Origin of the sequence: Ktedonobacter racemifer DSM 44963 (assembly GCF_000178855.1) — a bacterium.
Taxonomy (GTDB): Bacteria; Chloroflexota; Ktedonobacteria; order Ktedonobacterales; family Ktedonobacteraceae; genus Ktedonobacter; species Ktedonobacter racemifer.
The window spans coordinates 254,961-278,010 of the sequence record NZ_ADVG01000001.1 but is presented as its reverse complement, the minus strand read 5'-3'; the positions used below and the strand labels follow the sequence as shown (position 1 = coordinate 278,010).

Here is a 23,050-nt window from a genome sequence, read left to right as displayed (position 1 = left end):
CGAGCAACGATCGCCATAAAAACGAGCATGAGGCGTTGTGCCAGACCTATGGATTTCGTATAGACAATGTGTCCGCATTCATGGTAAGGGCATAGTTGCGAGAGAGCCGAAAAACAGAGTGTGTCCTTACCCCAAAGGACTGAAGGAGATACATACCGGGTAGAAACAGTGCCATCTTCTCCCTCTATGGCTCCAGGAGAACCTTGCCGATTGCCTTGCGGTCGTGCAGATACTGGTGAGCAGCCGGCGCCTGGGCAAAAGGAAAGGTGCGATCGATCTGAGGTGCAAGCTTACCCTCTCCATACCAGGCAAGGATCTGTTCGGCCCAACCACGCACCAGGTGAGGCTTGTGCCAGAGATGCCCCACATTCACCCCAAGAACCCCCTTGTTTTCGTCCATCAAGCGCAGAGGCGTGAAGCGTGGCATGGTCAGCACCAGGCGCAACAGCGACGGGAGGGAGCGGCGATGTCCGGGGGCGAGGCTGCTGACACCAAAGGTCAGCAGTCGTCCCGTGGGGGCGAGCAGGCCATAGCTTTGTCGCCAGGAGGGACCGCCCTGAGAATCTAACACGATCTCTACGCCCTCACCCCTGCTGATCTGTTGGATCTCCTTGAGCACTCCTGCACTCCGAGAGTCGATGGCGTGATCTAGCCCACGGGAACGCAACCACGCATGCTTGGTAGCAGATGCTATCCCAATGGTTTCCGCGCCGTAGATTCGGCAAATATCCAGTGCAGCCAGCCCAATACCGCCGGCAGCGCTCTGGATCACGACGCGGTCCCCCTGGTGGAGCGAACCCATGACGACGAGCAGTTGATAGGCGGTGACATAGTTGACGAGCATTCCTGCCCCCACTTGCGCACTCATCTGTGGAGGACGCGCAAAGGCAGTGAGAGCAGGTACACAGACGACATCGGCATATCCGCCGAAGTGCGTGAGAGCCAGGACATGCTGGCCGATCTGAAACTCCGTGACCCCTTCACCCAGGGCATCGACCGTCCCGGCCACCTCATAGCCGACGACACAGGGGATTTTGGGCGCGTCGGGATAGAGGCCCATCCGCGCCATCAGGTCGGCGAAGTTGATGCCGCTGGCTTCCACCCGAATACGCACCTCCCCGGGCCGTGGAGTGGGATCAGGCGCCTCGCGCACCTGCAAGACTTCTGGTGGACCAGCTTTGGTAATCCAGACCTGTCGCATGGAATTCGCTCTCCTCATATGGTTGCCTTTTTCCGCTTTCTGCTCTAGTATAACACCTGGAAGCCTTCAGGCGTGTCAGCGACCCCACCGGGAAACCGGGGGGCTTGTGGGAGACTTCCCTGAGTGGTCTTGGCTGCAAGCCCCGATGCTGACCAGCCCCCGGTGTGCTTGCACACCGGAGCCGTTCAGAAGGAGCGCGAAAAAGCAGACCCTGGAGTGGCTTTTCCAGCTCCCGGCTCTTTAATTGCTCAGTTAAACAGGTTGATGGGGTGTCCAAAGCCAGTGCTGAGCAAAGATCGCCGCTTCTGACACCCGGGCGAGGAAAACATTACCGTTCGTGTGTGCTGGACAGGAAGGCGCACACCAACGCGATGCCTCATTACGAGGCCCCCGCAAGGGGAGAACAGGAACAAAACCATGTCGCGTGTATTGATTGTGGATGCAGAGCGCAAGCCGCTCATGCCCTGCACTCCTGCCCGCGCCCGTCTTCTGCTCAAGGCGGGCAAGGCAGCCATCTTGCGTCGCTTTCCCTTTGTGCTGATGTTGCGCGAGGCGAGGCCGGAGGCAGTGGTGGAGCCGCTGCGCGTCAAACTCGATCCTGGGGCCAAAACCAGCGGCATTGCCGTGCTCCATGAACAGTCAGGGGAGGTGATGTGGGCGGCGGAGCTGACTCATCGAAGCCCGCAGATCCGCGAGGCGCTCGCGAAGCGGCGTGCTGTGCGCCGATCTCGACGCAGCCGCCATACCCGCTACCGTGCGGCACGGTTTGCCAATCGGAGGCGGCCCAAAGGGTGGCTCGCGCCCTCGCTTGAGAGCCGCGTACTTCACCTGCTGACCTGGGTCAAGCGCCTGTCGCGCTGGTGTCCGGTTGGCGCGCTCTCCTTGGAACTCGTGCGCTTTGATCTTGCGTTGCTGCAGAACCCTTCCATTGAGGGGATCGAATACCAACGCGGAACCTTGTGGGGAACAGAAGTGCGCCAGTATCTGCTCACCAAATGGCAGCATCGATGCACGTATTGCCAGGCGAGCGAGGTGCCATTGGAAATCGACCATGTGTCTCCCCGTTCGAAAGATGGATCGGATCGCATCGCAAATCTCGTCATCGCGTGTCGGCCCTGTAACCAAGCCAAAGGCGATCACCCCCTTGAGTCATTTCTGGCAAACCGGCCAGACGTGCTCACTCGCGTGCAGGCGCAGCGTCGCGCCCCACTGCATGATGCAGCGGCGGTCAATAGCACGCGCTGGCAGCTGTATGAGCGCCTCAAGGCCCTTGATTTGCCGGTCGAGACGGGGTCTGGCGGCCTGACCAAGTGGAACCGACAAAGCCGAAACCTTCCTAAGACCCACTGGATCGATGCCGCATGCACAGGGCGATCAACGCCAGAACGCCTCCAGATCCGGCATGTTCGTCCCTGGCTGATTCAGGCACAGGGGCGGCAGGCTCGTCGCATGGTCAATGTGGATAAACGGGGGTTCCCACGAGGAAAAGCCAAAGGACCCAGCTGCATCTGCGGATTGAGGACAGGCGATCTGGTTCGTGCGGTGGTCACGAAAGGCAAGAAGATCGGCACCTATGTCGGGCGTGTGGCGATCAAGTCGGATGGGTACTTGAAACTGAGAGGGCGTCCGTTCGGCATGGTCGAGGGAATTCACGCACGATATTGTCGGCCGGTCCATCGCAACGATGGCTACGCTTACGCGCAAGGAGAGGCGGCACTTCCTCCCCAGGCGTGAACGCCGGGGCTTCCGTGCCGCCGTTTGGTGAAGAGACGTGGTCTCCTCGATCCAGCGCTTTCTCTTGAAGCAACAAGGGCTTCAAGCGGAAAACCAGGAAGAGCAATACTCCGCTGACGACATATGTGCCACCCTGAACATTGAGAAGGAGTACCGGCCCGAGGCGGTTGCCCAATGCGCCTGCGAGTAGCATTCCGACTAGGCTCACCATACCATTGGCCGCCAGCATCGCGCCAAAGATGCGGCCTCGCAATGTATCCTCGACCAATGTTTGAAAGAGTTTTCAACAGTTCTCAAAAAGAGAGGAGAATGGAGGTAAAGCGTGGCAATATGCCCATAAAGCACCTTCTCATAGACAGATGTGAAAAAATGTTCTATGCTAGAAGAAATAAGGGGTTTTGACGTCTATCAGGAGAGGTGGGCAATGATTCGCGCGCATAAGATACGCCTCCATCCAACAGAAGAGCAGAAAGGCTATTTTGTCAGAGCTGCAGGTGTTGCTCGATTTACCTGGAACTGGGCACTGGCAGAATGGAACCGACAGTATCAAGCGGGCGAGAACCCAACCGCTTTGAAATTGAAGAAGCAATTCAACTAGATCCGACGGCAAGAGTACCCCTGGACCTGGGAGGTTACCAAGAATGCCTCCGATCAGCCGTTCCTCGACCTGGCAAAAGCCTGGGCCGCGTATTTTGACGGCTTGAAAAAGGGAAACAAGACCGGTCGGCCCACATTCAAGAGCAAGAAGAAAAGCAAACTGAGCTTTTATCGGTCATGGAGTGCTACTCCTCTACCATGGGCCAGATCTCGACCACCGGGTGGCCTGGCGTGTGGACAGACCATGTCTTGGCGAGTTGCAACGCTTCATCAAGATCGGCCACCTCAATCTCAGCCAAACCACCAATCACTTCTGTGCCCTCAAGGAAGGGGCCATCAGTCACGAGCGGTTGACTGCCTGCGCCAAAATGGACGCTGGTGACGGTATGGGGCAGATGGAGTCCATAGCTCTTACGAATCTGAGCGCTGTGTTCGGCTATCCACTGACTGGCCTGCGCACGCTTGTAGGCGCGAGCCTCATCAGACAGCGCCTGCCATGCTTCCAGATCCTGGGAAGCTGCGCAAAACAAAAGCACGTATTTCATGATATTATTCTTTCCGTTCTTGACGTTTCTCTATCAAAGGGTGCTAAGCATTCCGCCTTTATACATACGACGAATAGGCATGATCTAAAAAGGACATCCTTCCAGCGAATTGGCGCAAGATCCGTCGACAAGAAGCGATAACACCAGATCATGTGCTCTCGCGTACTTGCTACTCATCACAAGCTGGATTTTTTGCACACTGCAGATCTCCTTCAGCTCAGGAAGCAGGCAGTAAACCCCCAAAGTGGGCATCAGCCTGATAATGTTGGGGTTTACACCCAGGCCCGTGAGAAAGAACGGAACGACCAACAACACGAAGCCACCACTGACGCTCGCAAGAACGTTTTTCTCTAAGAGAAGAAGCAAAAGGAGCAGCGTTCTCAGCACTGTTTCCTCACGTTTCGAGGATGCTCTGCTTCTTGAGCGTCTCTCGTGGTTGCTCGTTCTCTTGTTCTTTCGAGACCTGGTACTGGAGTCCAGTCCAGCTTGCTTGTTTCTCACAGATATCACATCATTTCACTAGACGTGCTTTCGGTTCGAGCAGGAATGCATTTTCGTTCTCAGGGATGGGGGGTACGTGAAAGGGAGGCTACCACCGTATGTCCAATGCCAAGCAGACCAAGCGTGTCACTCCTGGGTCGCGTGAGACGCTCCTCCACATGCTTGAGACCCTTCCTGATGCCGTATTTGTCGTCGATGACACTGAGACCATTGTCTATGCCAATGCGAGCGCCCAGACGCTCTCCAGAACCACGCGAGAGGAGGTCTGTGGCACGTCCTTGTGGTGTGGCGCGCCCCACCTGGTCAGCCCGTCGCTCTACCAGGCCGTCCACAAGGCCAAACAGACTCGCGAACCAACCGAAGTGGAGTATGTGTCTCCCGCCACCAACAGCTGGCTGCACGTCTCTCTCTCACCGACAGACGAAGGACTCGCGCTCTTTTTCCATAAAAACCTGGAACCACCACACTTCCAGGATGCTTTGAGCCGGAACGAACAGATGTATCGGGATCTCCTGGAAAGCTTCTCTGACGGAGTCACGATCGTGACTCCTGACGGACTGGTCCTCGACATCAATCAGCGTCCTCTGGCCGATGCGCACCTCCGACGGGAGCAGGTGGTGGGCACACCGTTGACCGACCTGCCTGCGTGGTCTTCTGACCTGGTGGTTCAAGAGCACTTGCGCGCAGCCATTGCCAGAGCCAGGCAGGGAGAAATTGTGCGCTTTGAGGCCAGAATCCATCCACGAACTGACCTGTCCCTGGACATTTTGATGACGATTACCGCCCATCGTGATGCCAGCCAGCAGATCGAGTATCTCATCTGTGCAGGTCGGGATATCACCGAACGCAAACACGCCGAAGACGAACTACGTGTCCTGATCGATGCCATCCCCCAACTTGTCTGGATGGCACGCCCCGATGGCTCGCGTGAATACAGTAACCGACGCTGGTGTGACTCTACCGACATGACCGCTGAACAATACCAAGGCGACGGCTGGCTCCAGGCCATCCACCCCGATGACCAACAACGCATCCTGGAGGTGTGGCAGCGTGCCGTCCAAACCGACAGGCCCTATGAAACAGAACTGCGCCTGCGCCATGGCACGACCGGAGCCTATCGCTGGTTCCTTGTCCGAGCAATGCCTTACAAGGATGATCAGGGGACGATCCTGAAATGGTTTGGCACCTGCACTGACATCGAGGAGCAGAAACGAGCCGAGCAGAAGCTCAAAGAAAGCGAGGAAAACTGGCGCGTGCTGGCCGAAACGGTTCCACAGTTGGTGTGGACGACCTCGCCAGATGGATCGGTGGAGTACTGGAATCAACGGTGGTATGACTATAGTGGTTCCTCCCCCGAACACGCATTGGGCCATGGATGGAGCCAGTTTTTACACCCGGACGATCTTGAGCACACCTTAACGGTCTGGCATCATGCGCTTGCCTCGGGTGAAGCCTATGAGATCGAATATCGTCTCAGGGATGACCAAACGGGAGCCTATCGCTGGTTCTTAGCCCGCGGCACGCCGGTGCGCGATGAAGCAGGTCAGATCGTCAAATGGTTTGGCACCTGCACCGATATTCATGACAAAAAGCAGGCCGAAGCAGAACTGCGTGTCCTGATCGATGCTATCCCCCAATTTGTCTGGATCGCAGGACCTGATGGGTCGATCACCTACAACAATCAACGCTTGATCGACTTTCTGGCAATGACCCACGAACAGGCCGAAGGAGCTGGCTGGATGGCGGGTGTGCATCCTGATGACCGACAACGAGTATGGGAGGCGTGGCAGACCTCCATCGAGACAGGGGTGCCCTATGAAGTGGAACATCGCTTGCAAGACGGCACCAGTGGAGCCTATCGCTGGTTTCTGGTCCGAGGCGTGCCGCAGCGTAATGCCCAGGGCACGATCCTGCATTGGGTTGGCACCTGCACCGATATTCATGACAAAAAGCAGGCTGAAGAGGAACTGCGTGCCCTGATCGATGCCATCCCCCAGCTGGTCTGGACCGGGCGACCGGACGGCTATCGTGACTCGTTTAATCAACGCTGGCGCGACTATACTGGCCTGAGCACCGAAGGGGCCCAGGGGGAGGGATGGCTCCAGTGCCTCCATCCTGAGGACCGGCAACGCGTCCTCTCCGTGTGGCAGCGCGCCGTCCAGACCGGCGGGGTGTATGAAATAGAACTGCGCCTGCGCCATGGCACGACCGGGGAGTATCGCTGGTTCTTAGCTCGCGCCATGCCAGTGCGTAATGAATCCGGCCAGATCCTCAAATGGTTTGGCACTAGCACCGACATTGAGGAGCAGAAACGAGCCGAGCAGCAACTCAAAGAAAGCGAGGAGAACTGGCGCGTGCTGGCCGAGACGCTGCCACAGTTTGTGTGGACCATGTTCCCCAATGGCCGTCTCGATTACTTGAATCAGCGCTGGTGTGACTATACCGGGTTCACGCCTGAGCACATGCAAAGCGACCGATGGGCTCATCTCCAGTTCATCCATCCCGATGATCGCGAAGGCAACCGAGCGCTCTGGCAGCAGACCCTCGAAACAGGTGAACCCTTTGAGAGCAAACATCGTCTCAGAAATGGTCAAACGGGAGCCTATCGCTGGGTCTTAGCCCGCGCCATGCCAGTGCGTGATGAAACCGGACAGATCGTTAAGTGGTTTGGCACCGGCACCGACATCGAGGACCAGAAACGGATGGAGGAAGCCTTACGCCAGAGTCAGGAGCGCGCGAGCGTCCTGATGAATTCCAACATTATCGGGATCTTTCTCGCAGAAGGTGACCAGATTGTGGATGCCAACGATAGTTTCCTCCGCATGACCGGATATACACGAGAAGACCTGCGTACCGGGAACATGAGTTGGATACGCATGACGTCTCCAGACTATCTGGCTCGCACCAGGCAAGCACAACAGGAACTTGACACCCAGCAGTATCTGGAGCCCTACGAGAAAGAGTATCTGTGTAAAGATGGCAGCTGCTTTCCTGTGCTTGTGGGTAGCGTCGCCTTCCAGCATAACTCGCGCCAATGTATCAGCTTTGTGCTGGATAATTCGGCCCGCAAGGAACTGGAACAACGCAAAGATGACTTTATCAGTATGGCCAGCCATGAACTGAGGAACCCGCTCGCAGCGTTAAAGATGCAGACCCAACTGGTGCGAAAACGCCTGGAAAAGCAATCCCATCACGAGGCTGCCACAGCGCTTTTCAGGATGGAGGGACCCGTCAAGCAACTTGAACGCCTGATTGGCGAGTTATTGGATGTCTCCAAGATCCAGGCGGGCAAACTGGAGTATCGGCAGGAGACGGTCGATCTCGATGCGTTGCTCCACGAGGTGGCCGACACGATGCAGCAGCTCAGTACGACACATGCCATTGTGGTGCGTGGTGCGGCCCCCTCCTCACTCGTCGGGGACAAAGACCGGCTCGGACAGGTCTTCACCAACCTGATCAGTAATGCTATCAAGTACTCTCCCGGCGCAGAAATGGTTGAGATGGACCTCGACGCCTCCCCAGAGACGGCCATCATCCGTGTGCACGATCATGGCCTGGGCATCCCACAAGAACAGTGCGACAAGATTTTTGAGCGGTTCTATCGGGCCACTGGTCCCAAGCAGAAGGCGATCCCCGGCCTGGGCATGGGGTTGTACATTGTGGCGGAGATCGTCAAGCGTCATGGGGGAGCCATTACGGTGGACAGCGAAGTCGGGAAAGGATCGACCTTTACGGTGACCCTTCCCTGCAAGTGCGATGCCTGAGCAGGGAAAGCACACGACGCGCGTCATCGGGGGTTGTGGTGCAGCGGAACAGGAACGTGGTTGAAGGCCAATTCGAGCGCGAGAGCGTCTCGGAGAAGCGGTAATACATGTAAAAAAGAGCAGAGAGAGGGCGAAATCAGCGATCCAACGCTTTTTCTCTGTGTTGTTCACCCGCTCTGTAAGCCAGGCCAGAGCTTCGACCACGTTTCTGTTCCGCTGCACCACCTACCCCGTTCACTCCTTTGAGGAACGCAACACTCGTTGCGCGCGACGTCCCAATGTACAAGATGTCGATGGAAGAAGCGACATGGGGAGTGGCATTGTCAGGATGACGAACACCGCTTCCCATGATTCACGTCAATTTCCCATCCTTCAGTTCAAAATCTGACCACCCTTGAGTTAATTTACCAGTAGTCATGATGGGACCTTGCTTGCCAGTGGTGGAGAGGATGGCGCTACTCGCATATGGAATGCAAGTACAGGTGTTGTTCTGAGAGAACTGCATGCGCATATGCAAGGGATTCGCGCGTTAGCTTTTAACGCGAACAGCTTGCTTTTGGTAAGTGGAGGAGAGGACCAGACGCTTCGCCTGTGGGATAGCAAGACAGGCGATTGCTTGAAAGCGATCCAGGGATACACCAATCGTATCTGGTCCATCTCTTGCAGTCCGGATGGGAGCATGGTTGTCAGTAGTAGCGAAGACAAGAGTATCCGTCTCTGGAATGTTGAAACAAGGGAATGTTTGAGGTCAGTCACAGACCAAGTGCATTGTGCTAGAGATGTGGTATGGAGTCCAAATCAGAAGCTGCTTGCGAGCTGTGGAGAAGATCAGACGGTGCGTCTCTGGGATGTGCGAACGGGGCAATGTGTAACTTTACCCATAGGTTTTGCAGAATCTGCAAAACTATGCTTCCGTTTACTAGTGGTCGGTCTGCTTAGCTTTTGAAGTTCCAGGCAACTGTACTCCGACTTCTGGAGCAAGGTGAGGATCGACACGTTTCTTTCCCTTGTTGTATAACAACTGGAGAATAGGAGAGAAACGCAAGGTAATCTTCCTGTAAGCTCTTTTCAAGGAGAAAATCGATGAGATCCAAATATACTTTCTTCTTTGAAGAAGTACAACAGCCTATCACGAAGCTTGTGACGAAATTTGGCGGTCAACCCACCTGGCTTACTACTCCTCAGTGGCCTCTCTCTCGCCAAACCGGCAAGCCCATGCGCTTTGTTTGCCAAATTGCTTTAGATCCGACGCTCTTCGGCGAGATCCCAGGGCGCATGGCGTATCTGTTCATCACCCATGAAGAGGGGAAATTCGTTGATGATACCTATGATCCCGATGGCGGGGAGAACGCTGTCATCATCCAGCCGGGAACCCCTCCTCTCCTCACGCAACCATTGTTGACAGGCCCGAGCCTGTACAAAAGGGGAAGAGCAGGAACCGTTCGTCTTCCGTGTGAATGTGCGGTACAGCTCTCTGCTGGTTCTGATCCAGACGAGATGTACGATCCAACAGTGGAGGGGCCAAACGATGCTTTCTGGGAAGAAGTTGGCATAGAAAATAAGATCGGGGGAACCCCTGTCTTTCTGCAAATGCCAGAGTATCCAGCAGGAGGCCATTGGCGGCTTCTCTTGCAATTGGAGGATTCGACTGATCTCCCTTTTTACGTCAATTTTGGGGGTGGGGTGGGATATGCTTTCCTTTCTGAAGACGGAACGTCCGGCAAATTCCTCTTTCAGTGCTGAGAGAGATCAGTCCAACATGCGTTCTTTGACTGGATACAGTCGTTCGAGCTTAACGCGGGCATCACGCGAGGTGAACTGCCAAGCAATGCCACGTCGTTGTCTGTTGCGCTCCGTTTCGACCGCCAGCACTCGGCACAGGCGGCGCGAGAGAGCATTGCGCTCCAGAATCGCGATTTCGATTTCCGCCATATTCAACCAGCTGCCATGTTTGGGTGTGTAATGAAACTCGACACGTTGCAAAATGCGGCGCGCTTCACTTGGTGGAAAGGTCTCATACAAGGCAGCAGACGTATGGGTATTAAGATTGTCCTGGACCAGGCGGATGTACTCGGCATGCGGATAGACCTCATCTACCAGGAAGCGTACCACCCTGGCATAATCCTGCATAGTGCGTTGCATGGTCACTTCGACGTGCCGCCACCCGGCGAGCGGTTCCACCATCACAAACAAATTGCGAGTGCCTTTGCGTTCGTACTCGTAATCGATCCGCTCTGGCTTGCCTGGTTCAACGGGAACGGGTGGGTGGACATCAGCATGCAGGATGACCGGTTTCTCATCCAGGCAAATCGTTGGGTACTGCGGATCATAAGGCTCTTCATAGAGGTCCAGCACATCTTCCATGGCCGCGACGAACTCTCCTCCCACCGAGGGCAGGCACCAGTGTTCATGCTGCCACGGCTTGAGTTCATTTTTTTAGCATTTCGTGAATAGTATTGGGTGAAATGCTTGTCACAAAGCCCAATTCCACGGCTTTTTGTGCCAGGAGGCGCACCGTCCAATGGTCGTGGGCATCGGGTGAGGGGCTACAAGCGATCGCAATCAAATGAGCAGTTTGTAGGCCAGAGAGCGCGCTACGCCGATGCTGCTGGACTTTATCATGCAAGACAGCCTCCAGTCCTCCTTGAGTGAAGCGCTTTCGTACATTCGTAACCGTCGCTTCGCACACATCGAATGCGGCGACCAGGGCTGAGGTACTCCAGCCCTCCGCCGATTTCAGGAGAATACGAGCACGTGTGAGAGTACGGGCATTGGCTTTGCCCCGATGGATGAAGGTCTCCAGAGTTGTTCGCTCGTCATTGGTCAAGGTCACGGTTAGCTGGTGTGGCATACACATCCTCCGTTTTGGCTGAGTATACCACCTCTGGAAAAGCTAAACGGACTGACCACTAGTGGTCAGTCCGATGAGATTTTGAGAGGCGTTGGCAGTCTACGTGGCTCCTCATCCTCCCCACCAACGCACCCACCCATCCGGCCAGCAGCGCCAGGATGATCTGGGAGTAGACGGAAAAGAAGCTGTTGAGCAGGTAGAGGTAATAATACTCTAACCTTTCATACAAGGGAAACTGTGTTGTCTGCAAGACCCAAGGAAGGTCACGTACCAGGCCAATCAGGAATGCAAGTGAGAGTGGGACAAAGATACCCGCGAAAAAAGCGCCCTCCAGGCTATAGACTATCCTACCAGTGCGCCGCATAAGCTGGTAGCCAAGATTGCCATACAGGAATATACAGAGAACAGTGAGCAGAACGATGAGAAAGTTCCAGGGAAAATCAGCAAAAATGTAGCCAGGGTTCATCGGGACATAAATTGGTACGAGGACCATGAGCATAATCCCCAGACCCCGCCAGTTCTGGCTCAGGCCAGGCCACAGTAAGGCGGCTCCAATAAGCAAGCCGATGAGGAAGGCGGTGCGTAGAGCATAGCGCAGCATCAGCAGGCGCACAGGTCGATGAGTAGTGATGGTGTGGATGGCAAACGCAATATAGCTGAGCAGAAGTAACAGGCTGGCACCACGATCAGCCTGCCACCAGGAGTGGCTAAGAGGCCATAAGAGCGAAATGGAGAAGCCAATGCAGGCGAGTACAAACATGGGGAGGGCCATGACCAGGGCAAGTGTACCCTCCCAACTACGGTTGGAATTGGGATCGTTTTGCATACGTTTAATCCTCCTGATTCATAGAAAAGGCTATACTCATCAATGATAGTCTAAAGCCAGTTGTACTCAGGAGTGTTATCTGACCCATTTAAAGTCAAAGGGCAGAGATTAGCTTTCGTGGGGTGTGATAAACGTTTCCAAGGAATCATGCCAGATATTGACAAATGAAGGCGTCTCTGGTAGAGTTCTGTTGGAAAGAATGTTCTTCAATCAAAGAACAAGAGAGAGAAACATCGACTCGAAGGACGTGTTGTTGGAAAAGGAGGAGGCCACCAGATGCAGTTGGTCGAACGACATCTCATTCGTCTCCATGATGCACGCTTTGCGGTCATTGACCAGGCGGCCTTTGCCTCTAAAAACCTGTACAACCAGGCCAATTACCAGATCCGACAAGCCTTCATTCACGAGGGAACCTACCTGCCCTACGCTGCCATCTTCCATCGCTTGAAACACCATGAGGCCTATTGTGCCCTCCCTCGCAAAGTCAGTAATGCCATCCTCATTCAGCTCCACCACAACTAGGTCAGCTTTTTTGCGCGTGATGGAGGCTTACCGCGAAGACCCCTCTCCCTTCACGGGACGCCCCAAGCTTCCTGGCTATCAAGACAAGACCAAGGGCCGTTTCCTGCTCATCTACGAGAAAAAAGCCCTGGGCAAGAGGGTATTCAAGCGCACGGGCAAGCTGGTCCCATCAGGACTTCCCATTGAGATCGCAACTCAGATCACCTGGGAAGCCATCAGGCAGGTTCGCATCGTTCCACGCGCTGATGGCTACATGCTGGAGGTCGTCTATGAGCAGGAGATCCAACCGGCTGCGGTCACCCCGCAGCTTCGAGCCGCCGTGGATGTAGGTGTCAACGTGCTCGCAGCCATCACCAGCGACAAACCTGGTTTTGTGCCTCGTCTGGTGAGTGGCAAACCCCTCAAAAGCCTCAATCAGTGCTACGTGCGATCCGTTCAGCCGAAACTTGCTGGATAAGTAAGGGGAAGGCTGGCAAGACATTGATCAATGTCTTGATAACTGATTATCTGACGTGAGGTGCAATTCCTCACCTGTGAAGTGAGCACGGAAAGACGATGCCCTACGGTAGCGACTGGTCCTCAATCCGTAAAGCGGGTATCCAGGAGAGGAAACTGCTAGTCTGAAGCAGACCCATCTCCGAGTCAGGCGGCTATGGTTAGCAGTTCATTCAACAGAATGAATAACGCGAATGTGCAACGGAACCATCGTTAGGTTGAACAAGTCAAACAGGCTGATAGACTTGACCAAAAGGTAAGGTACCAATCTGCGAAACAATGGAGAAAGTGAAAGGGTAGTGTCGTGATACCCTGCCTCACTCACTAGCGTACCCGGTGGATAGCACAAACCTACGGCAGCGCAAAACAGATAATCGGAACGGAGTAACTCGAAGGTACGCTCTCATTGGAGGTCGATACGATGAGCAGGAAACCATCCGCAAGCTGCCTCCGAGAAGGATTGCCTAAAAAGCCAATGCCTGGGGTAATGCCCAGGATATGCTGACGTAGGCACGGTAACATGGAATGAAGAGAAACGAGTAGTATGGTGAAAACGAAGGCACCCAAGATCAAGCTACCACCTGACCCTGAGAGTGAAAGTTGGAACAAGCTGCCCTGGCGCAAGCTCGAGCAGCATGTTTACCGCCTACAAAAGCGCATCTTCAAAGCCGAGAGCCGTGGCAACACAAGAGCAGTCCACAAACTACAGAAACTTCTGATGAAATCCAGAGCGACAAGGCTTTTAGCGGTTCGACGAGTGACCCAAGACAACCAGGGAAAACGCACAGCAGGCATTGACGGAGTAAAATCAGTCAAACCGGCCCAGCGTTTCACTCTGGCTGAACAAATCCACCCCAAGCAATGGTCTCAATACAAACCCCAACCAGTGCGAAGGATCTATATTCCCAAGCCTGGAAAGGATGAGAAAAGACCCTTGGGGATTCCCATCATGCGAGATCGCTCGCACCAGTGCCTCGTAAAGTTCGCTTTAGAGCCACAATGGGAAGCCAAATTTGAACCCAATAGCTTTGGTTTCCGCCCTGGACGTTCCTGTCATGATGCAATTCAAACCATTCACACCAATATCTGCACACAGGCAAAGTATGTCCTGGATGCCGATATTAAAGGAGCATTTGATCATATTGATCATCAGGCACTTCTCGCCAAACTCGACACCTATCCCGCAGTAAGGCTGCTTGTGAAAGCTTGGCTCAAAGCGGGAATCATTGATAATGGCATATTTGACGAGACCCGGAAAGGAACCCCGCAGGGGGGAGTCATCTCACCATTACTTATGAATATCGCGCTTCATGGTATGGAAACGGACTTGATAGCGGCCTACCGGTGGAAGGAGGGACGACCCAAATTTGTCCGCTACGCCGATGATCTGGTGGTTTTCCATCCCAAGCTCGAAGGCGTCGAAAAAGCAAAAGAAATCCTTTCGGAATGGTTACAGCGCATTGGACTAGAACTCAAGCCGAGCAAGACACGGATCATGCACACCTTGATGGAATATCAGGGAAAAACGGGATTTGATTTCCTTGGTTTCACCATACGCCAGTATCCGATGGGGAAAACACACACCGGAAAGCGGCCTAATGGTCAACCACTTGGCTTCAAGACACTCATCAGACCCAGTAAGGAAGCGATTGCGCACCATGTGAAAGAAACGCATCGTCTGGTAGCAGAGCACCGGAGCATGAAACAGGAAAAGCTCATTAAAGAGTTGAACCCGGTCATTTACGGATGGGCAAACTACTACCGAAGCATCTGTGCAAGAAGGGCATTCAAGCACTGCGACATGGTACTTTTTCGACAACTGGAAAGATGGGCGAATCGCAGGCACCCAAACAAAAATCGACACTGGATTATGCAAAAGTATTGGAAAGTGGATGAAGGAAAGGGATGGATCTTCCGAACCCCCGACCTACAACTACGAAACCACCAACAAACATACATCCGGCGTCATGTAAAAGTGAAAGGAACTGCCAGCCCATATGACGGAAATCTTCTTTACTGGAGCCAGCGACTCAAGAAACACCCGCTTCTTAACGGAGTTAAAGCAAAACTTTTACAGAAGCAAGAGGGAAAATGCCGTTGGTGTGGACTGTACTTCAAAGATGAAGACCTCATAGAGATCGATCACATTACCCCGAAAAGTGAAGGAGGCGGAGAGGAATTGAGCAACAAGTTCGCTCTCCATCGTCATTGCCACGACGAGCGCCACTCGAAAAAGGCCAACGGTACCTACGACAAAGGCCATGTTACTGAGGAGCCGTGTGACGGGAAACTGTCAAGCACGGTTTTGAAGACGAGTAGGAGTGGTGACACTCATGCTTAGTTTTAACAACAAAGAGCGCGCCAGGCAGCAGCAACGCCTCGCGCATGAGAACCGATACACCTCGCGCTCTCTGGATCGTGTGACGACGAAGCGCAATCGCCGTGTGGATGCGTATCTGCACACGGCCAGCCGTCGGATCATTGATCTGTTGGTGGGCGAAGGCATCGGAACGCTGGTGATTGGCAAGAATCCCTTGTGGAAACAGGAAGTGACCATGGGGCGCAAGAACAACCAGCAGTTTGTGCAGCTTCCCCATGCTCGCTTTATTGAGCAGTTGACCTACAAAGCGCACCTGGTTGGGATCAGGGTCATCCTTCAAGAAGAAAGCTACACCAGCAAGGCCAGTTTTCTGGACGACGACCCCATCCCATCCCAACCTATGAGGCCAACGCTGCTGAGAAGCCGGTGTTTTCAGGCAAGCGTGTGACTCGCAGTTGGTATCGCGCCAGGGATGGACGCCTCATTCATGCCGATATCAACGGATCGTACAACATCTTACGCAAAAGTAGCTCCGACCCTTTGCAAGTGGGGCGAGGAGTAGCGGGAGCCGCAGTTCTCCCCAGACGGCTAGCCGTCTGAACGGATGACCTCTAGGCATAGTGGTCATCATTTTAAGATACTGTAAGGGAAACGGATAAGAGACTATCCCCTGCAGGTGTCTGTCACTGTTGCTTGGCAGATATCGAAGCCTGCCATAATATCCTGATATGTCCACCCATCAGCTACTTTCAGTAGCACCCTCCTCTGTGGGTCCTTTGAGTTTGAGCCTATGTCATCAGAACTAGCACAAGGGCTCTATCTTCCACTAGATTATATGGAACTGCTCTTACAATCTCCAAACACAATCAGTCCACGTGGCGGCAAAGTAATTACGTATCCAGGTACCACAGTTATTTCATAAAGATCCTTCAAAGGGATGACCCGCTCATGCTTAAGGGAAATGGTACAATTGGGAAGGTGAGAAGAATCTGCCTTCTCCATACCGGGTAATAGGGAGGAAGCCTTTCTCAGTTGTGGTCCTCATATGGAAGCGCGAATTTTCGGACAATTCGGACGTGAACGGGGGGCCCGTACGTTCGTCCGAACCTCCATCTGCCTGGTGCAATCGTTCGTGTCTCTCGGAGTGGTGCTCGATCTTCGCCCATGCGGGAGTCCCGCGTGGTGAGTGTGGGTACGCTCCTCGAAAACCCGACGACAGATGACCTGAGAACAGTTGCTGGTTCCACTCGCTGCATACGAGGGTTTCTGACTCCGCTCCGTTCTTCCCGTCAGAACGCTCTGCGTGCGCTGTGGATCATCTCTTCAAGGAAAGAAGGAAAGCATGAAGTATAGTGTTGAAATTCCCAACGGCTGGAAAATGAACCTGGCGATGATCAAGGATCCCGTTGCAGCATACGAAGCGATGACGAATGTGGCCAAGGCAGCCGATGAGGATGGGTATGAGTCCATCTGGATGGTTGATCACTTTCACACCGTTCCCACGCCATCGCAGGAGGTCACCTTTGAGACCTGGATGTCGCTGGCGGCCATGGCACGCGACACGCGACGCGTCCGCATTGGCCAGATTGTGACCTGCAATAGCTATCGCAATCCCGCCTTGCTCGCGAAAATGGCCAGCACCTTCGATGTCCTCTCCCATGGCCGCTTGAATTTCGGCATTGGGGCGGGGTGGTACGAGCACGAGTATCGAGCGTACGGCTATCTCTATCCTGATGCCCCGGAGCGCTTACGCATGCTGCGAGAAGCACTCCAGGTCATTCTCGCTATGTGGACGCAGGAAGAGGCCACCTTCGAGGGCACGTATTACCAGATACGTGGCGCCATCAATCAGCCCAAGGGGGTGCAGAAGCCGCATATCCCGATCCTGATTGGCGGCGGTGGAGAGAAGGTCACACTGAAGTTGGTCGCGCAGTATGGCGATGCCTGCAATGTGCTTGGTGACCTGGAGACAATCCGGCATAAGCTCGCCGTGCTCAAAACACATTGTGAGACGTTGGGACGCGACTTCGCGACGATCCACTGCACCACCGGCGCTGTCTGCTCCATTGCCGAGGACGATGAAACGGCGCTTGCTTTGCTTCCCCCTTCTGTGAGAAATCAGCTCAGAGATACCTCGCTAGTGGGCAGTCCGCAGACAATCCGTCAGCGTATCGCGGCACTAGAGGATGCTGGCATTCACGAGCTGATCCTCGATTTCCCCACGAGCGCAACAGACCTGACCCCCATCCATCGCTTTGCCCGGGAATTTATCGCTCATTGACACTCCCCTGGATACATCCAGGGGGATTCTTCTTTCATCCAGCCCGCTTGCCCGCTCTGGCCTTGCGACCAGAACGAGTAGAGGCGGTCTGTCCGGAAGCGTTCGGTGGGGCTTGCGCCTCACCCATTCCTGTCTGCCCGACAGTACGATAGGCTTTCTCTAAAATGTTAAGCGCGGCGTTGTGGTCGCGGTCAAGCACGAAGCCACAGGAGGGACAGATATGCGTCCTCACACTGAGCGACTTCTTGACGCGTGCCCCACAGGCGCTACAATCCTGGCTGGTGAAAGCTGGTTCTACCGCAATCACTGGTATGGTGTGTATCGATCCATAGGAGTTGAGCCACTGGAGAAAGCGGCCCCAGGCGGCATCACTGATCGATTTTGCCAGCGTGCGGTTTTTTACCAAATTGGCTATTCTCAGGTGTTCATAGGCAATCAGATCGTGAGAGGTGATAAGCGCGTTCGCCGTCTTTCTGGCGAAATCTTCACGCTGCCTCTGGACCTTGAGATAGCCTTTTGCAAGTTTCTTCCTGGCCTTCTTGCGGTTGGCTGACTTCTTCTGTGTGCGAGAAAGGCGACGATGCAACCGCTTGAGCTTGCGTTCGGCATTTCTCAGATGGTGCGGGTTGGCGACGGTGTTGCCTTGGGCATCAGTCAAGAACGCTTTGAGTCCTAGATCGATGCCAGTATGCTTGCCTGTTGGCACATGCTCTACATGCCTCTGAGCTTTGACAAGAACTTGAGCATAGTAGCCATCTGCACGCTTGAGGAGACGTACCCGCATCATCTGTGGAAGAGGGCACGTCGCCAGATCACGACAGCCTATCAGACGTAGTCGCCCAATGCCACAGCCATCGGTGAAGATGATATGCTTTCCATCAGGCTCAAGCCGCCATCCGGTTTGTTTGTACTCCACACTGCGGCAATCGTGCTGAAATTGGGGATAGCCTTTCTTGCCTGGCTTTTTGTTGTGGCAATGCTCATAGAAGCGAGAGATCGCAGCCCAGGCGCGATCAGCAGCCGATTGCCATGCCTGTGAGGAAGCCGTTGGCATTGACGTTGGCCTCCACACCTTTGCCTACTTGAGCACCGGAGAAGCCATTGCCAATCCCCGCTTTTTCCGCGAAGACCAAGCCACACTGGCGAGGGCTTCCCGCAAGCTCTCCAGGGCTGCCAAAGGCTCTAAAGAACGCGAGAAGAAACGCAACATCGTGGCGCGCATCCACGAACGCATTGGCAACCGGCGCAAGAACTTCATCGAGCAAGAAGCGAGCAAGCTGGTCGTCCGCTTTGGGTTGCTGGCGATCGAGGCGCTGGTCGTGGGTACGCTGGTGAAAAAAACTCACCTCTCGAAATCGGATTGCCGATGCCTCGTGGTCGATGTTCTTCACCCGTCGAGCCGCGCCAAAGCGGAAGAAGCTGGACGGCAGGTGGTGCGAGTGAACCCGGCGTACACGAGCCAGACCTGTTCCGCCTGCGGGCATCGCCAACCGATGCCGTTGTCGGTGCGGGTCTATGAGTGTTCCCACTGTGGTCTGGTGATCCACCGCGACCACAACGGGAGTCGCAATATTTTAGCTGATGCGCTTCAAGCCTGTGGACGAGCAGGCTGAGTCGTTGTGCGCCGTTGCGCCTCCATGGCCCTTACTGGAATATCCAGTGTTACTAGGGCAAAAGTAACTAAAGCACCACCTAACTTTCGCCCCGAAAGGGAAGAGGGGACTGTAGCATGGTGGGTCAAAGGCAAATGAGGGAAAATGTCCATCCCCAAGATGATTGTCAGCTAGGCCGTATATGGTTAGACCTAAGGGTCGAACTCTCGGTGAGCCGGGTCTGTCGGCCACCCCTCTCGCAGGGACATTGTTGCTAGAGACACAGGATTATCAGCTCAGGAATGACGAGTGGATAAATGCCCTTCCTGTGGGCGCTCGCAGGGAGCGAGGAAACCACCCAAGAGAGGACCTAAGTACGGAGCAGGACCATGGAGGAACTACGGGATCGCCTAAACGCGGAGACGCGCAGGGCGACGGAGGAGTCATACTACTCAAACGCTCATCGTAACGGATGAGACACGGGGAAGGACTCTAGAGAATACATTCCACTTGAAAGGGGTTGACTTGGATGAGTCAAAAGATCCCAGAGAGACTGGAAACTTTACGGAAAATCAATAGCACCAGACAGTGGGTGAATGATGATCTCTATAGGCTGATGTTCAAGGAAGACTTGTACATCATCGCCTACGAACAGATCAAATCAAAACCTGGAAACATGACTCCCGGAACGGATGGAGAAACCCTCGATGGCTTCTCTCTCGAAACTATTAGAGAGATCATCGAAGCGATGAGATCTGAGTCATTCCAATTTCAACCCGTACGCCAGAGTTTTATCCCAAAGGCCAACGGAAAAATGAGGAAACTCGGTATCCCAAGCGCAAAAGATAAAATCGTACAACAAGCTATCTACATGATCTTGGAGGCGATCTATGATAGCTCTCACACTCCTTACTTCCGAGAAACCAGTCATGGATTTCGGCCAAATCACAGTTGTCACACGGCGCTACGAGAGATCAGAGAAACATGGTCGGCAGTCAACTGGTTCATCGAGGGAGACGTTCGCGCCTGCTTCGATGAGGTGGATCACCAGATCCTGGTATCCATTCTGCGCAAGAAGATCAAGGATGAACGGTTCCTCAACCTCATCTGGAAACTCCTAAACGCAGGATACATGGACCTCCATGGGACCAGAAAGGATAGCCTTGTAGGAACTCCACAAGGCTCGATTGCCAGCCCGATCCTCGCAAACGTGTATCTCCATGAACTCGACGAATTTGTGGAAACGCTACGCACGAAGCGAGAAAACGGCAAGGTAAAAGCCCGAAATCCTCTCTATCACGCACTCTCTGAAAAAAACGGAGAATGGCAAAGCAAGGCAGAACCAAGACCCGCGAATTCAGAGAATTGACCGCACGTCTGCGAACGCTCCCCTCAGTGGTAGTGGACGATCCACATTTTATCCGTCTCAAATACCTGAGATATGCCGACGATTGGATTATTGGACTCTGCGGAAGCCAGAAGCTGGCAGAAGAAATCAAACAGGAAATCAAGCACTTCCTGAAAGAAGCACTCAAGCTCACTCTCAGCGAAGAGAAAACTCGCATCACCAACGCCAAAGCCGAAGAAGCGTTCTTTCTGGGAACGATCCTCAAGATCGGAAACGGCGGAAAAGCTAAGGTAACGCTCTCCACTAGTCGGTCAGGAAAGAAAGTCAAACGTCGATCCACCGGCTGGGAAACAATCATGGAAGCTCCTCTACCCAAACTCATCAAGAGACTGAGCGAACGAGGTGTCTGCACAGCAGAAGGTTTCCCCATTGCAAAAGCAGGCTGGGCCTACCTGGACACAGATCAGATCATTCACCTGTACAGCAGCATCAATCGAGGTATACAGAACTACTACGGATTCGTAGACAACTGGTCCAAGCTCAGCCGCATCCAATACATTCTCAGATACTCTCTAGCGAAAACCCTGGCAATGAAGTACAAAATCTCACTTTCCAAAGTCTTCAAACGCTTTGGAAAGAATCTCACCATCGTCATCAAAAGGAAAGAAGGCAAGGAAGACAAAGAAGTCTCCTTCTACTCTAACCACGACTGGTCGAAGGACAGAGATGCCTTCCAAGGCAGCTCTGTTTCAAATGTAGAACGGGTACGAATGACGATACAGATGAGAACACGCTCCAAGCTAGGGCTACCGTGCTGCATTTGCGGAGAAAGTGCAGAGCAAATCGTGATGCACCATGTCCGGCACATACGCAAGCTCTCTCACCGACGAGAACCAACGGGCTTCAACCGGATACTCCGAGCGATCAATCGAAAGCAAATCCCTGTCTGCGGAAGCTGCCATGGAAAAATCCACCGAGGCGAATACGACGAGGTAAAGCTGACGGACCTGGCATATATTCCAAGCTAAAGACGACCAAAAGGTGTTCTTGGCGAGCCGTGTGCATGGAAATCGTGCCCGCACGGTTCTGAGGGGGACCGTTGGAAAAGGGCTCTATTCAGTTGTTCATGTACAAGTGAGTAGGGCACCTCGCTGGCGGTCTACCCTACCCAGAAGCCCCCGGCTTGCAGCCGTGGGGAGTCGTCACCAGCAGGGCACCGCGCAAGAAACAGGAGGCATGGATGGATGCTCTGTTTCAGCTTTTCCTCCTCCACGCGCGATGTGCAATGAGTCGGGGCCACGCTCCATTTCTCAGCACATCGCGTACAGAAGAGAGGCAGAAGAAGCCGCTGGTCTGCGCGACCATGCGGAGTGTCACGGTAAAGAAGAGCTGACAAACATTTGATGAAAAGCTCAGGCTTGGCAGCCCACATCTGATGTTGCTTCTCCTACACCTATGTTACAGGTGTAGAAAAGACAGGCCTCAAGGCAGCGGTATCCAGAGACCGAGAGGTACGATGAAAAGCAGGTATCCGGGAAGGATACCTGCTTTCTTTTGTTTCTTTATAACAGTGCGATGAGGCTAGTGGCGCCAGCCACGGTTATAATCCCAGCCGTGGTTATAACCCCATCCCCCGCGATGATAATCGTCCCGGTCATGATCATGATCATTGCGGCCACGGTCATAATCGTGGTCGTCGCCATGAGCACCTACGGCCTGCTCCAATTCCTGTTCGGTGAGGTCGTGGATCCCTGGTTGCTCTGTAAGAGAGGAAGCACGTGTGATGGGGGCGAGTGTATGAGATTTCATAAGTTCGTTCCTTTCTCCATTCACAAACTGTCCTACTGAAAAAAATGTTGTACTTTTCGAATATCTGAAAGATATCAATAACAACATTTTTAATTGTAATCTGACATATAGTATGTTTCTCTCTTTTATTATACTTTTAATGTTAAATAATAACTATCTATGCTATTTAGCTCTTTTTAAAAGGAAAATCTTTAAATTTTATTTTTTTCATCTGAAGAGTATTACGCATGTTGATTGGTGAAAAATGAAATATCGTCTACCGCATCTGGGCTATCTGAGCCCCATGGACTTTGAATGGGTGAAAAACAACCAAAATGAGCGCATCTTTTACCCAATAAAATCCTTTTTACTGTAATTTTACTGTTGGTTCTGATGCGCTTAAAATTTTTTGCAACACGACCCAATGCGCTGCCTAGAGAGCCAGCGTGATCTGGTATGTGTCGAGCCATTCGTTGATCTGGATGAGGCGTTCGGGCAGGGATACGAGTCCTCTCCCTGGTACCCCGGCGTCCATACTTTCCACCAGCGCCCGCACAACCTGTGCATCAAGGGGTGAAATGCGCGAAGCTGTCATCAAATGGTATGATAGCAAATGACAAATTCTGTATGAGCCGTCATACTCAGCTTCATCTTTCTCATTGGCGCTTGGCACATCACCCATGAT

21 protein-coding genes and 2 pseudogenes are annotated in these 23,050 nt (G+C 53.6%); 16 read left to right on the top strand and 7 right to left on the bottom strand.

Annotation, left to right across the window (positions count from 1 at the left end; all coding sequences use genetic code 11):
• Positions 1–184 precede the first annotated feature (184 nt).
• Positions 185–1,201, bottom strand: coding sequence for a synaptic vesicle VAT-1 family membrane protein (locus KRAC_RS01260; RefSeq protein ID WP_007903879.1), 1,017 nt, complete (start codon positions 1,199–1,201; stop codon positions 185–187).
• 417 nt (positions 1,202–1,618) lie between these two features.
• On the opposite strand from KRAC_RS01260, the gene iscB reads away from it, so the two are divergent.
• The 3 genes and pseudogenes from iscB to KRAC_RS65030 form a co-directional block, all read left to right on the top strand.
• On the top strand, positions 1,619–2,935 hold the full coding sequence (gene iscB, locus KRAC_RS01255; protein ID WP_007903878.1) for an RNA-guided endonuclease IscB: 1,317 nt from the start codon (positions 1,619–1,621) through the stop codon (positions 2,933–2,935).
• Positions 2,936–2,972: 37 nt separating this feature from the next.
• Positions 2,973–3,125 (top strand): hypothetical protein, encoded by a 153-nt coding sequence (locus tag KRAC_RS73530; protein WP_169460841.1) that lies wholly within the window; start codon positions 2,973–2,975, stop codon positions 3,123–3,125.
• Between the two features lie 234 nt (positions 3,126–3,359).
• Positions 3,360–3,704: pseudogene (locus KRAC_RS65030) on the top strand (helix-turn-helix domain-containing protein); the annotation flags it as partial.
• A gap of 13 nt (positions 3,705–3,717) precedes the next feature.
• Here the strand turns inward: KRAC_RS65030 and KRAC_RS01250 are convergent.
• Positions 3,718–4,077, bottom strand: a complete 360-nt coding sequence (locus KRAC_RS01250; RefSeq protein WP_007903876.1) for a YciI family protein — start codon at positions 4,075–4,077, stop codon at positions 3,718–3,720.
• A gap of 599 nt (positions 4,078–4,676) precedes the next feature.
• On the opposite strand from KRAC_RS01250, the gene KRAC_RS01240 reads away from it, so the two are divergent.
• From KRAC_RS01240 to KRAC_RS01235, 4 genes and pseudogenes are all read left to right on the top strand, one after another.
• Entirely contained in the window at positions 4,677–8,342 is a 3,666-nt protein-coding gene (locus tag KRAC_RS01240) for a PAS domain S-box protein (RefSeq protein ID WP_007903873.1), read from the top strand.
• Positions 8,343–8,754: 412 nt separating this feature from the next.
• Positions 8,755–8,928: pseudogene (locus KRAC_RS79165) on the top strand (WD40 repeat domain-containing protein); the annotation flags it as partial.
• Positions 8,929–8,958: 30 nt separating this feature from the next.
• Positions 8,959–9,288 (top strand): WD40 repeat domain-containing protein, encoded by a 330-nt coding sequence (locus KRAC_RS79160; RefSeq protein ID WP_420795787.1) that lies wholly within the window; start codon positions 8,959–8,961, stop codon positions 9,286–9,288.
• 137 nt (positions 9,289–9,425) lie between these two features.
• Positions 9,426–10,085: a DUF1963 domain-containing protein gene (locus KRAC_RS01235; RefSeq protein WP_007903871.1), complete on the top strand. Its 660-nt coding sequence runs from the start codon at positions 9,426–9,428 to the stop codon at positions 10,083–10,085.
• Positions 10,086–10,091: 6 nt separating this feature from the next.
• Here KRAC_RS01235 and KRAC_RS68800 read toward each other — a convergent pair.
• Both KRAC_RS68800 and KRAC_RS01220 read right to left on the bottom strand, forming a co-directional pair.
• Positions 10,092–11,193 (bottom strand): IS630 family transposase gene (locus KRAC_RS68800; protein WP_085954384.1). Its coding sequence is split into 2 segments (ribosomal slippage): positions 10,092–10,779 and positions 10,778–11,193, totalling 1,104 coding nucleotides; the frame shifts between segments, so codons are not numbered across the junction.
• Between the two features lie 58 nt (positions 11,194–11,251).
• Complete coding sequence (locus KRAC_RS01220) at positions 11,252–12,019, bottom strand: hypothetical protein (protein WP_007903865.1); 768 nt, start codon at positions 12,017–12,019, stop codon at positions 11,252–11,254.
• Positions 12,020–12,295: 276 nt separating this feature from the next.
• On the opposite strand from KRAC_RS01220, the gene KRAC_RS75180 reads away from it, so the two are divergent.
• From KRAC_RS75180 to KRAC_RS01200, 6 genes are all read left to right on the top strand, one after another.
• On the top strand, positions 12,296–12,541 hold the full coding sequence (locus KRAC_RS75180) for a hypothetical protein (protein WP_052567837.1): 246 nt from the start codon (positions 12,296–12,298) through the stop codon (positions 12,539–12,541).
• A 10-nt stretch (positions 12,542–12,551) separates the two neighbouring features.
• Complete coding sequence (locus KRAC_RS75175; protein WP_244421914.1) at positions 12,552–12,998, top strand: hypothetical protein; 447 nt, start codon at positions 12,552–12,554, stop codon at positions 12,996–12,998.
• Positions 12,999–13,580: 582 nt separating this feature from the next.
• Positions 13,581–15,377 carry a group II intron reverse transcriptase/maturase gene (ltrA, locus tag KRAC_RS01210; RefSeq protein WP_007903864.1) on the top strand — a complete coding sequence of 599 codons (1,797 nt, stop codon included), beginning with the start codon at positions 13,581–13,583 and terminating at the stop codon, positions 15,375–15,377.
• Positions 15,370–15,804, top strand: a complete 435-nt coding sequence (locus KRAC_RS01205) for an IS200/IS605 family accessory protein TnpB-related protein (RefSeq protein ID WP_040441709.1) — start codon at positions 15,370–15,372, stop codon at positions 15,802–15,804. The genes ltrA and KRAC_RS01205 overlap by 8 nt, the downstream gene beginning before the upstream one ends.
• Positions 15,783–15,956, top strand: a complete 174-nt coding sequence (locus KRAC_RS75170; RefSeq protein ID WP_244421913.1) for a hypothetical protein — start codon at positions 15,783–15,785, stop codon at positions 15,954–15,956. Before KRAC_RS01205 ends, KRAC_RS75170 begins: the two co-directional genes overlap by 22 nt.
• A gap of 742 nt (positions 15,957–16,698) precedes the next feature.
• Positions 16,699–17,637, top strand: a complete 939-nt coding sequence (locus tag KRAC_RS01200) for an LLM class F420-dependent oxidoreductase (protein ID WP_007903862.1) — start codon at positions 16,699–16,701, stop codon at positions 17,635–17,637.
• Positions 17,638–17,671: 34 nt separating this feature from the next.
• Here the strand turns inward: KRAC_RS01200 and KRAC_RS01195 are convergent, their stop codons facing one another.
• The gene (locus KRAC_RS01195) at positions 17,672–18,691 is read right to left on the bottom strand and encodes an RNA-guided endonuclease InsQ/TnpB family protein (RefSeq protein WP_007903861.1); all 1,020 of its coding nucleotides are present in this window, start codon (positions 18,689–18,691) and stop codon (positions 17,672–17,674) included.
• A 28-nt stretch (positions 18,692–18,719) separates the two neighbouring features.
• On the opposite strand from KRAC_RS01195, the gene KRAC_RS75165 reads away from it, so the two are divergent.
• From KRAC_RS75165 to KRAC_RS75155, 3 genes are all read left to right on the top strand, one after another.
• Positions 18,720–19,250, top strand: coding sequence for an RNA-guided endonuclease InsQ/TnpB family protein (locus KRAC_RS75165; protein ID WP_075164134.1), 531 nt, complete (start codon positions 18,720–18,722; stop codon positions 19,248–19,250).
• 571 nt (positions 19,251–19,821) lie between these two features.
• Positions 19,822–20,598 (top strand): reverse transcriptase domain-containing protein, encoded by a 777-nt coding sequence (locus tag KRAC_RS75160; RefSeq protein WP_244421912.1) that lies wholly within the window; start codon positions 19,822–19,824, stop codon positions 20,596–20,598.
• Positions 20,553–21,605 (top strand): group II intron reverse transcriptase/maturase, encoded by a 1,053-nt coding sequence (locus KRAC_RS75155; RefSeq protein WP_052567831.1) that lies wholly within the window; start codon positions 20,553–20,555, stop codon positions 21,603–21,605. The genes KRAC_RS75160 and KRAC_RS75155 overlap by 46 nt, the downstream gene beginning before the upstream one ends.
• A gap of 553 nt (positions 21,606–22,158) precedes the next feature.
• Here KRAC_RS75155 and KRAC_RS65005 read toward each other — a convergent pair.
• Both KRAC_RS65005 and KRAC_RS01175 read right to left on the bottom strand, forming a co-directional pair.
• A complete protein-coding gene (locus KRAC_RS65005) occupies positions 22,159–22,386 on the bottom strand; it encodes a hypothetical protein (protein ID WP_007903857.1) in 228 nt (75 codons plus the stop codon).
• Positions 22,387–22,798: 412 nt separating this feature from the next.
• The gene (locus KRAC_RS01175; RefSeq protein WP_040441705.1) at positions 22,799–23,047 is read right to left on the bottom strand and encodes a hypothetical protein; all 249 of its coding nucleotides are present in this window, start codon (positions 23,045–23,047) and stop codon (positions 22,799–22,801) included.
• Positions 23,048–23,050 lie beyond the last annotated feature (3 nt).